Origin of the sequence: Pseudidiomarina planktonica, assembly GCF_900177775.1 — a bacterium.
GTDB lineage: Bacteria > Pseudomonadota > Gammaproteobacteria > Enterobacterales > Alteromonadaceae > Pseudidiomarina > Pseudidiomarina planktonica.
This window is the reverse complement of sequence record NZ_FXWH01000001.1, coordinates 1520317-1535914: the sequence shown is the minus strand read 5'-3', so window position 1 is coordinate 1535914 and position 15598 is coordinate 1520317. Positions and strand designations below refer to the sequence as shown.

At 48.0% G+C, this 15598-nt stretch carries 9 protein-coding genes; 5 read left to right on the top strand and 4 right to left on the bottom strand.

From position 1 onward, the window contains the following. Window positions 1-12: 12 nt before the first annotated feature. The 4 genes from CCE91_RS07285 to CCE91_RS07270 form a co-directional block, all read right to left on the bottom strand. Complete coding sequence (locus tag CCE91_RS07285) at window positions 13-3090, bottom strand: efflux RND transporter permease subunit (protein ID WP_086434532.1); 3078 nt, start codon at window positions 3088-3090, stop codon at window positions 13-15. Beyond that, the gene (locus CCE91_RS07280) at window positions 3087-6317 is read right to left on the bottom strand and encodes an efflux RND transporter permease subunit (RefSeq protein ID WP_086434531.1); all 3231 of its coding nucleotides are present in this window, start codon (window positions 6315-6317) and stop codon (window positions 3087-3089) included. The genes CCE91_RS07285 and CCE91_RS07280 overlap by 4 nt, the downstream gene beginning before the upstream one ends. Beyond that, a complete protein-coding gene (locus CCE91_RS07275) occupies window positions 6314-7426 on the bottom strand; it encodes an efflux RND transporter periplasmic adaptor subunit (RefSeq protein ID WP_086434530.1) in 1113 nt (370 codons plus the stop codon). The genes CCE91_RS07280 and CCE91_RS07275 overlap by 4 nt, the downstream gene beginning before the upstream one ends. Window positions 7427-7701: 275 nt before the next feature. After that, window positions 7702-8982, bottom strand: coding sequence for a citrate synthase (locus tag CCE91_RS07270; RefSeq protein ID WP_086434529.1), 1281 nt, complete (start codon window positions 8980-8982; stop codon window positions 7702-7704). Between the two features lie 483 nt (window positions 8983-9465). On the opposite strand from CCE91_RS07270, the gene sdhC reads away from it, so the two are divergent. The 5 genes from sdhC (at window position 9466) to CCE91_RS07245 (ending at window position 15594) form a co-directional block, all read left to right on the top strand. After that, the gene (sdhC, locus tag CCE91_RS07265; RefSeq protein ID WP_086434528.1) at window positions 9466-9840 is read left to right on the top strand and encodes a succinate dehydrogenase, cytochrome b556 subunit; all 375 of its coding nucleotides are present in this window, start codon (window positions 9466-9468) and stop codon (window positions 9838-9840) included. Further along, entirely contained in the window at window positions 9834-10190 is a 357-nt protein-coding gene (gene sdhD / locus CCE91_RS07260; protein ID WP_086434882.1) for a succinate dehydrogenase, hydrophobic membrane anchor protein, read from the top strand. The genes sdhC and sdhD overlap by 7 nt, the downstream gene beginning before the upstream one ends. Window position 10191: 1 nt before the next feature. Further along, window positions 10192-11958, top strand: a complete 1767-nt coding sequence (gene sdhA, locus CCE91_RS07255) for a succinate dehydrogenase flavoprotein subunit (protein ID WP_086434527.1) — start codon at window positions 10192-10194, stop codon at window positions 11956-11958. A gap of 14 nt (window positions 11959-11972) precedes the next feature. Further along, window positions 11973-12686 carry a succinate dehydrogenase iron-sulfur subunit gene (locus tag CCE91_RS07250; RefSeq protein WP_086434526.1) on the top strand — a complete coding sequence of 238 codons (714 nt, stop codon included), beginning with the start codon at window positions 11973-11975 and terminating at the stop codon, window positions 12684-12686. Window positions 12687-12786: 100 nt separating this feature from the next. Beyond that, the gene (locus CCE91_RS07245) at window positions 12787-15594 is read left to right on the top strand and encodes a 2-oxoglutarate dehydrogenase E1 component (protein ID WP_086434525.1); all 2808 of its coding nucleotides are present in this window, start codon (window positions 12787-12789) and stop codon (window positions 15592-15594) included. Window positions 15595-15598 lie beyond the last annotated feature (4 nt).

The following is a 15598-nucleotide window of genomic DNA, read 5'->3' as shown; positions in this document are numbered from 1 at the left end:
GCTTCATGCGACTTAAGATTCACTAACAGGCTTAACCACTCGCTCTACAGCCTTACCTGAACTCGCTTTCAATAACCGAAAGCGATGACGCCAAACCAGCAAGCGAACGTAGGCAAATGGTACTAAGTACAAGCTGGTGACGGTTGAAAACAGTAAGCCACCAATAATGGCAATCGCCATAGGGGCGTACGGAGGGCCGTCGCCACCAATTTGGGTAGTGCCCATGGCTAGTGGAATTAAACCCAATACCGTGGTGGCTACGGTCATAATAACCGGCCGCAAGCGGCTTACACAGCCATCAATAACCGCCGTGCGAATAGTCGCTCCTTCCCCTAGTAACTGATTTATCCTGTCCACCAGCACTATACCGTTGTTCACCACTATTCCCATTAGAATCAGAATGCCAATCATGGCCATAACTGTGATGGATTGTCCGGTCACTAACAACGCCCAGAACACGCCAACAATAGATAACACCAGGGAGGTGATAACAGCGGTTGGCAACAGTACCGACTCAAACAGCGCAGCCATCACAATATAAATCATGCAAATGGCAAGAATCATATTAGTTAGCATCACGTTCTCAGCTTCCTGCTGGCGGCGAAAACTGCCATCTAAGCTCCACTCATATCCGCTTGGTAGCTCCAGTTGTGCCATTTTCTCGGTGATACGGTCGCGTGCTTCATTTAGCGGTAGTTCATCCAGATTGGCACCGATATTCAATGCAGTTCGGCGATCATAGCGACGTATTTCTCCCAACTGCGGTACTCGGGTAATAGTAGCCACTGAACTTAAAGGGAGTATTTCATTACCCTGACGCGCTACCGGCAGCTCTTTCAGCTTTGCCAGCGAAAATTCCAGCTCTTCGTCGAAGGCTACCCGAATTGGTATTTCACCATTGGGGTCGGCACGGAATGAGCGTAAGCGTTCGCCCCGCAGGGCCGTTGAAACCGTTTTCGCAACGTCTGCAGTGGTTAGCCCTAAGCGGTGCACCCGTTCACGGTTAATATTTATTTGTAGTTCGTATTTACCTTCTTCCTGTTCCGAACGAACATCAGTAAGACCATCAATCGAGCTTAGTAGCGGCGTGATTTGCTCCGCCAAACTTTGTAATACGTCAGTCGAGTTCCCGCTTAAAGTAACGCGAACACCGCCGCCACCGCCGTTACCCCAGCCAAAACCCGGTTCACTACGTAACATAGTAGGAAAACCGGCGCGGATCCGCTCCATGATAGAACTGATTTTCTCGTCGTACTTGTCCTTGAGAATAACCGTAGTCATGGCGTGGCCAGGCGTGTAATAGCTATAAACCTGCTCAATGTGAAAGCTTTCTTTGTTGTCGTACAAGTAAGCTTCCATCCGGTCAACTTCAGCCTCAACTTCGGCCAGTTTGTATTGCGTTTTAATGTTGTAGTTAATAAATATCTGGTTATTAAACGAACCTTGTTCGCTGTCACCACTGACCAAACTCATGGGAATAAAGGTACTTGCTAAAATCAGTAGCGCGAACAGCCCGGTCCAGCGAGGATGATCCTGCGTCCAGCTTAGCGACGCCTGATAGTAACGTTGCAGCTTCGGCGGTTGTGTAGATTTTTTAACTTTTAGCCGATGGCTGAAACGTGACAATAATAGCGGTATCAGAGTTTGTGAAATTAATAAGCTAGCCGCTAGTGAGAAGCAAATAGAAATAGCCACGTGCTCTAAAAACACGGTGACGTCAATTTTCTCACCAATAATGTTGGGTAGGAATACAATGGCGGTAGTTAGGGTACCGGCAATAACCGCCAGGGCTACTTTACCAACGCCACGTACCGTAGACGCTTCACCAGGCTCGCTGGTTTCAGCCTCGTGCTGAATGCTTTCGGTCACAACCACCGCGTTGTCTACCAACATACCAACGGCCAGCATTAAGCCCATTAACGACAGAATATTCAGGCTGTAGCCGAAGAAGTACATGCCACCTAAGGCAATAGCGATAGAAATTGGTACCGATAGCACCACAATGAAGGTGGTGGTGAGATTGCGTAAGAATAAAAACAACACAATAAAAGACAGCACCGCGCCTATTAAACCGGCATCCAGCAAGTCGCTAAGCGAGGTAGTAACGCCATCCGCAGTGTCATCCATTACATACAAATTAATACCGTTAAACTGTGGGTCGTCACGCACTTCGTCAATAACGCTCATAACCGCCCGTGACACTTCCACTAAGTTGGCATTGGACTCTTTGAATACTTCCATACCAATGGCATATTTCCGGTCCAGGTGACGGCCTTCAGAGCGCCGCGGCATTTCCCGTTGTACCGTGGCAATGTCACTCAATTTTACTTGATCGGTTATCAATAAATTGCGGATTTCCGCCAGATTCTGAAACTCTCCAATAGGGTTTACCAAAATACGTCCGTGTGGTGCTTCAATATGACCAGCCGTTAAGGCGAAATTACTCTGACGCAACCGATCCACAACAGTTTGTTGGTCAATATTAAGTGCCAGCAGGCGTTCGCTGCTCAGGCGAATCATAATCTGCTGAGGTTCAATACCATACAGGTTAACTTTGGACACGCCCGGAACCCGCTCAACTGGGCGTTTCAGGTTACGGTCTAACAGTTCATAGGCATTGCTAAGGTCGCGTTGGCTGGAAATACGCAACTGAAAAATCGGCATATCGCTGGTATTAAACTGATACACCAGCACGCGCTCCACATCATCAGGCAACAGGTGGCGAACCGTATCAATTTTCTCACGAGCTTCGATACTTTTGCCGTTGATGTCGGATTCCCATGCTAATTGTAGAAACACCTGACTCATATTTTCGTTAGAAACCGAGTTCATGCGTTTAATGCCGGGCAGGGTAGCCAGAGCTTCCTCAATCGGGCGCGTTATCAGACGTTCAACTTCTGCCGGGGTTGAGTTGGGATAGGGCACTTGCACCATAATTTCTGGAATTTCTATACCTGGAAATTTCTCTAAAGGTAATAAGCGGCTAGCAATAAGCCCCAGCAGTACCAGTGATAGAAACACCATGCAGGTGGTAACGGGGCGACGTAACGCCGCCCGCGCAATAACACCGCCAAAGTCTGCTGTACTCATGACTGCACTCCATAAGATTTACGGTCGAACAGCGTGTACAACGCCGGAATAAATAGCAGTGTTAACGCGGTTGAGAAGAACAAACCAAAAATTACACTAATGGCCATAGGCGCGCGTATTTCCGCGCCTTCGCCTAAGCCCAGTGCTAGTGGTAACAAGCCCAGTACTGTGGTCATCATGGTCATTAGAATAGGGCGCAAGCGCTGTTGCGCCGCGGTTGCAACGGCAGTGATTCGTTCCACGCCTTCCGCACGCAGCTGGTTCATGCGATCAACCAGAACGATGGCGTTATTCACCACAATACCAGCCAGCATGATTAGGCCAATAAACACGATAATGCTGAGGCTGGTGCCGGTAATAGCTAAGCCCAGTACCGAGCCGGCTCCGGCCAGCGGCACCGTAAATAGAATAAAGAACGGATGTAACAGAGACTCAAACTGTGATGCCATAACCAGATAAACCAGAAATACCGCCAGTAACAAGGCGAATTGCAGCGAGCGGAACGACTGTTCCATTTCTTCGTTCTGGCCTGAAACTACGGCAGTTACGCCTAAGGGCAACTGCTGATTGTCCAGCACTGCTTGCGCTGCCGCTACTGCCTGAGCTAAGTCACCCACAACAATGTTGGCTTCAACCAGCGCAGTGCGCTCCTGATCAATGCGGGTAATTTCACTCGGTCCGGTGATTTGGGTAATGGTTGCTACCGCGTGCAGCGGCAGTTCACGCTCTGAGCCAGGATTAATTACTAGTTGGCGCAAGTCGCTTACCGAATCACGGTCCTGTATCTGGCTGCGCACCAGTACATCAATTTTCCGGTCGTCCAAACTGTACTGGGTAGCTACCCGGCCGCCGATTTTCGCTGCCAGCAACTCACTCACGTCTGCTGCGGTTAAACCTAGCTTGGCTAACCGGGCGTGATCAAACTGCACCGCAATTTCCGGTTGGCCATTGGTCATATTCACGCGAATGTCAGTAAGCTCTGAGGTAGCAGCTAAGGCGTCGGCCACCTGCTGGGCACTTTGCTGCAACAAAGGTAAGTTATAGCCAGTAAGTTCAATTACCAGTGGGCTGGTAAAGTTGAATAGCTCAGGGCGGCCGAATTTTACCATAACACCGGGTAATCGTGCGGCCGTTTCACGCAGCCGGTCCATTACTTGGGCTTCTGTAGCAGGGCTTGCGGATGACTTCATTACCACATTCAGGCGACCCCAGTAGTCACCGCCTTGCGCCGGTGAGGCGTTTAATAAGCTGCCGGTACCAGCTACTGAATAAAAGCGTTCAATGGCGGTTTCATTCGCGAGTGCTGCGCTTAACGTCTGCAAGGTAGCGTCGGTTTCGTGAATGGCTGCGCCGGGGGCTAGCTCTACTTCTACATAAAACTCGCCTTGCGCCATGGCTGGAAGCAGGGCAACCGGAAGCCTTGGCAGCAAACTGTAGCAGGCAACTGCAACCAGTAGAATACTTGCTAAGGTAAGCGGAGCCCGCCGTAAGCAAACTTGCAGTAAGCGTGTATAAGCGCTTTCAACTATCAGGTAAAAGGCATTAAATGCAGCTAGTAGCGGTTTGGTTAGTAACAAAAAGCCACGGCTTAGCACGCGCCATATCAGCTGAATAACAGCGGTTATGGCAAAAGGAATGTAGCGAACAATAAGCGTAACCGGGAACGCCAGAGCCACCCGCCACCAGGGTAAATCTCGTGGCGGTTGCGGTTGCATGAGTGGATCATTGGCGATGCTGTCTACCGTTTTGCTTTGGCGGGCGGCTAGCATCGGAATTAGTGTTAACGCCACAAATAGGGAGGCCAGCAACGCGAAGGTTACTGTTAGAGCCTGGTCACTGAATAACTGCCCGGCAATGCCTTCTACAAAAACCAGGGGAAAGAACACCGCCATGGTGGTAAGGGTAGAGGCGGTAATGGCGCCAGCTACCTCACTGGTACCTTGCTCAGCCGCTTTATCAGCCGACTTATCCTGTTGGTGACGCGCTATATTTTCAAGTACTACAATAGCGTTATCCACCAGCATACCAACGGCCAGGGCGATACCACCTAGCGACATCATGTTTAAGCTGATATTGTTGCTGTAGAGCAGGTTAAAGGTAGCAATAATAGAAACTGGTATCGCTAACGAGATAATGACAGTGGGCCATACGCGTTGTAAGAACAGGTAGATAATAACCATCGCCAGTAAACCACCAAATATGGCGGCATCGCGCACTTCGCTTATAGCTGCGCCAATAAATACCGACTGATCATATATTTGAGCAAGCGTGTACTCGGCCGGAATTAAATTGGCCTGTTGTAACTGCTGCAAACTGCTGCGAATGGCTTTTGCAACAGCTACGGTATTGGCATCACCTTCTTTGTAAAGTGATAGCTCAACAGCCTCAGCACCACCAACCCGGGTAATGGCATCGCGGTCTTTGTAGCCGTCGCGGATTTCGGCAATGTCACTTAACTGAATATGAGAATCGTTGCGGGTGGCAATATAAATGGCGCGAATATCATCCAGTGTTTCAAATTGATTAAGCGTGCGGACCAGATATTCGTGCCGCTCGGTTTCAATGCGGCCACCGGAAAGGTTTATATTTTCTGCGCGAAGCCGCTCAATAATTAGCGACATGGGAATTTGTAATTGGGTCGAGCGCTGTTCGTTTACAAGAATTTGAACTTCGTCTTCCAGACCACCGCCTAAGCGCACTGAAGCAACGCCGTCTATGCTTTCAAGTTGGCGCTTTAAGTCTTCTTCGGCGTAGGTGCGCAGGCGTTTTAGGTTGGCTGTTGAAACATTATTGTCCGCCGTTTTAAGTGCCAAGCGGAAAATCGGATCCAGCGCCGGGTTAAAGCGCAAAATCAGTGGGTTCTCAATGTCTAGTGGTAGTTCTACCAGATCCAGTTTTTCACGGACATCCAAACTGGCCATGTCCATATTGCTACCCCAGGCAAACTCGAGCATTACATCACTTTGGCCGGCACGAGATATAGACTCAACCCGGCGCACGCCTTTTACGGTACCAATAGACTCTTCAATAGGTTTGCTAACTAATTGCTCTACTTCAGCCGGCGCAGCGCCCAGGTAGTCTGTTCTGATCGTTAAAGTGGGGTACGACAAATCCGGCAGTAAGGTAACCGGTAGTCGCGATAGCGATACCATACCAAATAACAATACTGCCAGCGTGATCATTGCAATAGTAACGGGCCGTTTTACGGCTAGGCTGGCAATACTCATGGAGCGTTTCCTTCCAGAGCAGTGGCCGTATCAACGCTGGTTGCTGGTTTAATAACTTCAACCAGAGCCTGATCTTTAAGGCTGTTCTGACCGGTAGTGATAACTTCGTCGCCAGCGTTTAAACCTTTGGTTATTTCTACATTTTCATCGGTTTCAAAACCTAGCAATACCGTTTGTTTTGCTGCCACTCCCTCGTTGTTCACCACAAATACATGGTGCGAGCCGTCTAAGCTAATCACTGCATAGCGGGGGAGCACTACCACGTTGTCACGCTTTGCATAATGCAGGTTCAACTGGGCAAACATGCCTGATTTTAATTGATTTTCGCTGTTGTTTACTTCCAGCACCACTTTGAAAGTACCAGAGGCGGTATCAATGACCGGGCTGATTCGCTCAACGCGAGCGGTGTATTCTTGCTGTGGATAGGCGCTTACGCTTAAGGCTGCGGTTTGGCCTACTTGCAGATGACGCAGTTCGTGCTCAGGTAAGTGAACAATGCCTTGTAAGCGGTTCTGGTCAACAATATGAAATAACGTTTTAGCCTGATACTGCTGCACCATGTTGCCGGTTTTCACATAACGCACGGCGATATGGCCGTTAATGGGTGCGACAATCCGCGTTTCGCTCAGGTTTAGTTGGGCCATGTCGTGCTTAGACTGCACAATTTGCACCTGGTAGCGAAGTTTGTCATAGGCATCAGCACTAATCATTTCGCGGTCGGCCATATTCTTCATACGTTTCAGCTCTTGCTGAATACTTTGTAGTTCGGCTTGAGTTTGCGCAGCCTGAATGGCGTATTCGTTATCGCGTAGTACCGCTAACACCTGGCCCTTTTCAACATAATCGCCTTCTTCTACCAGAATTTCCTCAACAATACCGTTGACCTTGCTGGTTACGTCGGCCTCTTCGCGTGCTTCTAACACTGCGGTGGTGCGGTAACTGGAGGTAATACTGGCTTGCTCGGCCACTGTCGTTGCCACCGGTACTCGCGCTTCAGGTGCCGCAGCTTCAGCTGTTTCACTATCGTTTGCGCCGGCGGGATTGCAGCCGCTTAACAGGGCAGTGCTGCTAATTAGAAAAGACCAGGCTAACAGGGTACGTGTGTTCATTAGGTTGCTTCCGTTTTTATTGAGCACAATGGCCGAAGCCGTTATGACTACTTAAATTGATATTGCTACAGAAGCTATTGCAGGCGGTGTGCCAAGTTGTAAAGAATGTAAATATTCTTTTAAAACAATTGGTTATATAAATAGGCGGGTGTGATAGAAGGGCGGTGTTGTAATTATGTGTGAAAGTTTTCACTAATTATTAGCGAAAATTACCAACTTATTGATGAGCAATAAAAAAGGCGCCCTGAAGGCGCCTTTGCTGCAATCATTAACCATTACTTCTTAATTGGTTTAAAATCGCGTTTTTCTGCACCCGTATACAATTGACGTGGGCGACCGATTTTCTGGTTACTTTCGCTCATCATTTCGTGCCAGTGCGAAATCCAGCCAACCGTGCGCGACAGCGCAAAGATAACGGTAAACATATTGGTAGGAATACCAATAGCTTTCAGAATAATACCTGAGTAGAAGTCTACGTTCGGGTATAGTTTTTTCTCAACGAAGTATGGGTCTTCCAGCGCAATGCGCTCCAGTTCCATAGCTACGTCTAACAAAGGATCATCAACGTTCAGATCGTTTAGAACTTCGTGACAGGTGTCACGCATAACGGTAGCGCGTGGGTCAAAGTTCTTATAAACACGGTGACCAAAGCCCATCAGACGGAAAGGATCGTTCTTGTCTTTGGCTTTTTCTACGTACTTCGGAATGTTGTCTACCGAACCGATTTCTTTCAGCATACGTAAGCAGGCTTCGTTGGCGCCGCCGTGTGCCGGGCCCCACAATGAAGCGACACCAGCTGCGATACACGCATACGGGTTAGCACCTGATGAGCCAGCTAAACGCACTGTTGAGGTTGATGCGTTTTGCTCGTGATCGGCGTGTAGCGTGAAAATACGATCCATTGCTTTAGCAATAATAGGATTCAGTTTGTAGTCTTCCGCTGGCACTGAGAACATCATGTTCAGGAAGTTTTCTGAATACGACAGTTCGTTGCGCGGGTATACAAATGGCTGACCAATGCTGAATTTATATGCCATAGCCGCAATCGTTGGCATTTTGGCAATCAAGCGGTAAGCGCTACGACGACGTTGCTTCTCGTCGTGAATATCCAGGTCATCGTGATAAAACGATGATAATGCGCCAGTTACCGCACACAGCATCGCCATTGGATGGGCATCGCGACGGAAACCGTTAAAGAAGTTATGAATACCCTGATGCACCATAGTGTGCTTGGTAATAGTATCTTTAAATTTAGTGTACTCAGCGTCCGTCGGCGCTTCGCCGTGCAGCAGCATGTAACATACTTCTAAATAATCCGCTTCGGTAGCCAACTGATCGATTGGGTAACCGCGGTGCAGAAGAATACCTTGTTCACCGTCAATGTAAGTAATTTTAGACTCACATGAACCTGTGGCTAAAAAGCCAGGATCGAAGGTAAAGAAGCCATGTTTGCCTAAAGTGCGCACGTCAATAACATCGTAGCCGGCGGTACCAGACAAGACCGGAAGGTCAATCGATTGGCCGTCAATCTGCAGGGTGGCTTTACGATCAGCCATAAGGAAATCTCCTCGTTGTTGCTGCTTCATTACAAAAAAGGACGCTAATTTAACTCGATTTAGCCCCCGCTTGTCAATTTTACCAAACGGGCGTTTAAACTTACTCAGGATTATCAATAAAGATCAAAACAGAGAAAAAATGCAGTTTTTTGGCATCCATACACAATTCTTAAGTATAGGTTATAAATGAGTCATTTGAATTACAAAATACGACCAAGGTAGGATTGTTTTTTTTCGTTGTAATTCAATTATTGATCTTGTTCATGATTCCTTTCGTTATTCTTTACAAATCGCGAATTCAGGCGGTGAATTCATTGTAATTCTTTGTATCGCCCGATATACTTTGCTGCGATCTAAACAGGGTCCCCAATCTGGGGATGCGAGAGGGTAGGTTCTCCTTTAGTGTAAGGTAGATGTTTAAGCTAATTGGTGAATCTGTTGTCCTGAGCATGTTTACAATGCTTTTAATAAAGGCAAAACAACGTGAAAAAACAAAGACCTGTAAATCTTGATTTAACAACAATTCATTTTCCTTCCGCTGCTAAAGCTTCTATTTTGCATCGTACTTCTGGTGTGATCATGCTGGTCGCTATTGGTTTACTGGTGTGGGCATTAGCTTTATCACTGAATTCAGCAGCAGATTTTAGTTTCATCAAAGACCTGATGACTGGCTTTGTGGCCAAGTTTATCGCCTGGGGTATTTTGAGTGCACTTGGTTTGCACTTATTAGCAGGCATACGTCACTTAGTTATGGACATGGGTTATTGGGAAGAGATTAAGTCTGGCAACCTCAGCGCCAACGCTGTGTTTGTAGGAGCTATTATTCTGTCAGTGTTAGCGGGGGTATGGTTATGGTAAAAGTGGCATCCACTTTTGGTCGTAGCGGCACGCACGACTATATTTTACTGCGCGCAACAGCCGTTATTCTGGCTACCTACGCGATTTTCCTGGTGGCTTTTATGGTGTCAGTGGACACTATTACTTACGCCGTCTGGACCAATTTATTCGCAAACATGGGCATGAAGATTTACACCATGTTGGCGCTTACCGCCGTATTGATTCATGGTTGGATCGGAATCTGGCAGGTTATTACAGATTACGTGAAGAACACCGGCCTACGTGCCTTAGTCCAATTTACTGTCAGCGTTGCACTTATCGTTTACTGGTTAGCCGGTTTACTGATTGTGTGGCCTGTGGAGGGTGTCTGAAGTGAGCGTACAAACTCTAGAATTTGATGCCGTTGTAATCGGCGCAGGTGGTGCAGGCATGCGTGCTGCATTACAAATATCGGAATCTGGCATGAGCTGCGCGCTCATGTCCAAAGTATTCCCAACGCGTTCACACACAGTGTCTGCGCAAGGCGGTATTACCGTTGCCTTAGGTAATGCGCATGAAGACAACTGGGAATGGCACATGTTTGATACCGTTAAGGGTTCCGATTATATCGGCGACCAGGACGCTATCGAATACATGTGTAAAACCGGTCCGGAAGCTATTTTAGAACTGGAGAACATGGGTCTGCCATTCTCTCGTTTCGAAAACGGTAAGGTTTACCAGCGCCCATTCGGCGGCCAGTCTAAATCTTTTGGTGGCGAACAAGCCGCCCGTACAGCTGCAGCCGCTGACCGTACTGGTCACGCTATGCTGCACTTGCTGTATCAGCAAAACGTGAAGAACAAAACTACGGTATTGTCGGAGTGGTATGCGCTTGATTTAGTAAAAAATCAAGACGGCGCCATTGTCGGTACGACGGCACTAAATATTGAAACTGGTGAAGTATTCTTTATTAAAGCCAAGGCTGTGGTTCTGGCCACTGGTGGTGCAGGTCGTATTTACGCTTCAACTACCAATGCTCACATTAACACTGGTGACGGTGTTGGCATGGCACTGCGTGCTGGCGTGCCAGTGCAGGACATGGAAATGTGGCAGTTCCACCCAACCGGTATTGCCGGTGCAGGCTCGTTGGTAACTGAAGGTTGCCGCGGTGAAGGTGGCTACTTGTTGAATAAAGACGGCGAACGCTTCATGGAGCGTTATGCACCAAATGCGAAAGATTTGGCATCACGTGACGTGGTAGCACGTTCAATGATGACGGAAATTCGTGAAGGTCGTGGTTGTGAAGGCCCATGGGGTACTCACCTTAAGCTGAAACTGGACCACCTGGGTCGTGATGTGCTGGAAAGTCGTTTGCCGGGCGTTTGTGATTTGGCGAAAACCTTTGCTCACGTTGACCCTGCTGAAGAGCCGATTCCAGTTATTCCTACCTGTCACTATATGATGGGCGGTATTCCAACCAACGTTGATGGCCAGGCTTTAAGCGTTGACGATAACGGTAACGTGAAACCAATTCAGGGCTTGTTCGCCTGTGGTGAAATCGCTTGTGTATCTGTACACGGCGCTAACCGTCTTGGTGGTAACTCACTGCTCGACTTAGTGGTGTTTGGTCGCGCCACCGGTATGCACTTAGGTGAAGCCTTAGCTGCGAATACTGAAGCGCGTGATGCGTCAGAAGACGACGTAGATGCGGCGCTGGCTCGCATGAACCGTTGGAACTCTACCCAGAAGGGTGAAGATCCGGTGCAGGTGAAGAAAGATTTACAGAAATGCATGCAGCTGAACTTCTCGGTATTCCGTGAAGGCGATGCTATGGCTGATGGCCTGAAAGAATTGAAAGAAATTCGTGAGCGTCTGAACAATGCGCGTCTGGATGACACTAGTGCTGACTTTAATACCCAACGTATTGAATGTCTGGAACTGGACAACCTGATGGAAACTGCTTACTCAACAGCAGTTTCAGCGAACTTCCGTACGGAAAGTCGTGGTGCGCACAGCCGTGCAGATTATCCGGATCGTGATGATGAAAACTGGTTGGCACATACAGTGTTCCGTCCAGCGGATGATTCAGTTGTAAAACGTAGCGTAAACATGCAACCGAAATTGCGTGACGCATTCCCGCCAAAAGCGCGGACTTACTAAGTTAGGTGGCAACGATGAAGAAGTTGAAGATATCAGTTTATCGTTACAATCCGGATGTAGATAATGCTCCATACATGAAGGACTACACGCTCGAGGTTGAAGAAGGCCGCGACATGATGGTGCTTGATGTATTACTGAAGTTGAAAGAACAAGATCCAACATTAGCATTCCGCCGCTCATGCCGTGAGGGTGTGTGTGGTTCTGACGGCTTGAACATGAACGGCAAAAATGGCCTGGCATGTATCACTCCGCTGTCAGCGTTACGCGGTAAAAATGTTGTGGTGCGTCCACTACCTGGTTTACCGGTAGTGCGCGACTTGATTGTTGACTTAAGTCAGTTCTACAAGCAATACGAAAAAGTAAAACCATACCTAATCAACGACGACAAGAATCCACCTGCGCGTGAACGGTTGCAGTCGCCTGAAGAACGAGCGGAGCTGGACGGTTTATACGAGTGTATTTTGTGTGCATGTTGTTCTACATCATGCCCATCGTTCTGGTGGAATCCGGACAAATTTATTGGTCCGGCAGGTCTGTTACATGCTTATCGCTTCTTAGCCGATACTCGTGATACAGCAACCGAAGAACGATTGGATGATTTGGATGACGCATTCAGCGTATTCCGTTGTCACGGTATTATGAACTGTGTAAGTGTTTGCCCGAAAGGCTTAAACCCAACTAAGGCTATTGGACACATCAAATCCATGCTATTGAATCGGGCAGTTTAGCGAAACTGCTTAGATTTGCTATAGTTATGGCCGAGCTGTATCGAAATAGCCATCCAGCTCGGATGGCTATTTTTTTATAAACGAGTGTGAAGGAACAGCGATGCAAGACGGCGTAATGCAAGCCTGGCTAGAATCCTCCCACCTTGCTGGTGGTAATGCTGCATATATAGAGGAACTTTTCGAAGTTTACCTTGATGATCCAACAGCCGTTGGAGAAGAATGGCGGAAGTTCTTCGACGAACTCCCTCATGAAGGTACTCGTGACACCAAACACAGCGTGATACGCGACGAGTTCCGTGAGCTGGCGAAGAATAAGCTCAAGCAAGCCGGAACTGTTGTTACCGGCGCTCCCGACCTAAAACAAGTTAAAGTACTGCAGTTGATCAACGCGTATCGTTTCCGTGGTCATCAGCATGCCAAACTTGATCCACTTGATTTGTGGAAGCAAGCCGAGGTTCCAGATTTATCGCTGGAATATCATGAGCTTACCAAAAGTGATTACGACCAGGAATTTAACGTTGGTTCTTTAGCCGTTGGCAAAGAAACCATGAAGCTGGGCGATATTCACAAGCTTCTGGAACAAATTTATTGTGGCTCGATTGGTGCAGAATATATGCACATCGTGTCAACCGAAGAGAAGCGTTGGATTCAACAGCGGCTGGAAGGGCAGTTGGGTAATCCTGAATTTTCTGCTGATCGCGCCAAACAAATTCTAAAAGAATTGGTTGCCGCTGACGGCCTGGAAAAGTATCTGGGGTCAAAATTCCCGGGTGCGAAGCGTTTTTCTTTAGAAGGTGGTGACAGCTTAGTACCACTGTTAAAAGAATTGATTAGCCGCTCTGGTGAAAAGGGCGCCAAAGAAGTCGTTATTGGCATGGCCCACCGTGGCCGTTTAAACGTGCTGGTAAACGTACTGGGCAAAAAGCCACAAGACTTATTTGATGAGTTCGCCGGTAAACATGGCGAGAATAAAGGTTCAGGTGACGTGAAGTATCACATGGGCTTCTCGTCAGACTACGCCACTCCGGGCGGCGATGTGCATTTAGCCTTGGCGTTTAACCCATCTCACCTGGAAATTGTGAATCCGGTAGTTATGGGCTCGGTACGTGCGCGTATGGATCGCCTGGGTTGTAAAGATGGCAGCAAAGTACTGCCCATTACCATTCATGGTGATGCTGCTATTGCTGGTCAGGGCGTAGTGCAAGAAACCTTCAATATGTCGAAAACCCGCGCCTATCAGGTTGGCGGCTCGATTCGCATTGTGATTAACAACCAGGTTGGTTTCACCACGTCGAAGCGTGAAGATGCTCGTTCTACGCAGTACTGTACAGATATTGCCAAAATGGTACAGGCACCAATATTTCACGTGAATGGCGATGATCCTGAAGCCGTAGTATTTGTAACTCAGCTAGCCTTGGATTACCGCAACACCTTTAAGCGTGATGTGATGATTGATTTGGTTTGTTATCGTCGGCATGGCCATAACGAAGCAGATGAACCAAGCGCAACGCAACCGGTTATGTATGCAAAAGTGAAGAAGCAGCCGGTAACCCGCGAAATTTATGCCAAACGCTTAGAAGAACGCAAAGTAGTAGACGAAAACGAAGTGAAGAACTTTGTTAGTGACTACCGCGATCAGCTTGATAAAGGCGAGATTGTGGTTGATGAATATCGACCCATGAAAGCTCATTCGGTTGACTGGAGCCCATACATTGGTAATGAATGGGATGTCGCTTTTGATAGCAAAATCAGCATGGAACAAATCCAGAAGCTGGGTAAAGCGATTTGTCAGTATCCGAAAGATCACAAGCTGAACTCTCGTGTGAAAAAGGCCTATGACGAACGCGTGAAAATGGCTGAAGGCGAGAAAAAAGCCGACTGGGGTTTTGCAGAAACACTAGCGTACGCTACCTTAGTAGATGACGGTCACCGCATTCGCTTAACTGGGCAAGACAGTGGTCGTGGTACTTTCTTCCACCGTCATGCGGTATTGCACAATCAGAAAGACGGCTCTACCTACATGCCAGTTAATCACGTGCGTGATGGGCAAGCTCAAATCGAAATATATGATTCGGTGTTGTCTGAAGCGGCCGTAGTTGCGTTCGAGTATGGTTATGCAACAGCAGAGCCAAAAGCATTGGTTATGTGGGAAGCCCAGTTTGGTGACTTCGTAAACGGTGCTCAGGTAGTTATCGATCAATTCTTGAGCTCTGGTGAACAAAAATGGGGTCGCTTATGTGGCCTGACATTATTGTTGCCGCATGGTTATGAAGGCCAGGGGCCTGAGCATAGCTCAGCACGCCTTGAGCGCTTCTTGCAGCTATCTGCCGATCATAACTGGTCGGTATGTGTGCCAACTACGCCAGCTCAGGTGTTTCATATGATTCGTCGTCAGCAGTTGCGCCCGGTGCGCCGGCCGTTAATAGTGATGACGCCAAAATCATTGTTACGTCATCAGTTGGCAGTATCAGATTTGAGTGAATTAGCTGATGGTGAATTCCTGAATGCAATTCCTGAAATTGATGATTTAGATCCGAAAAAAGTAAAACGAGTGGTGTTATGTTCAGGTAAGGTTTATTTCGACCTGCTAACCGAACGCCGCAAGCGGGAACAAACCGACGTTGCGATTATTCGTATTGAGCAACTCTATCCGTACCCCGCTGAGCAAGTTGCTGACATTATGAAAGATTATAAGCACGTGAAGGATTTTGTCTGGTGTCAGGAAGAGCCACAAAACCAAGGTGTTTGGTATAGTAGCCAGCATCATTTCCGTGCCAGTATTCCGAAAGGTGCAGAGTTAAGCTATGCCGGACGTGACGCTTCAGCGGCACCTGCGGTGGGTTATATTTCTGAGCACAACAAGCAACAGCAAAAACTTGTCGACGACGCGCTAACCATTAAAAGGTGAAGAT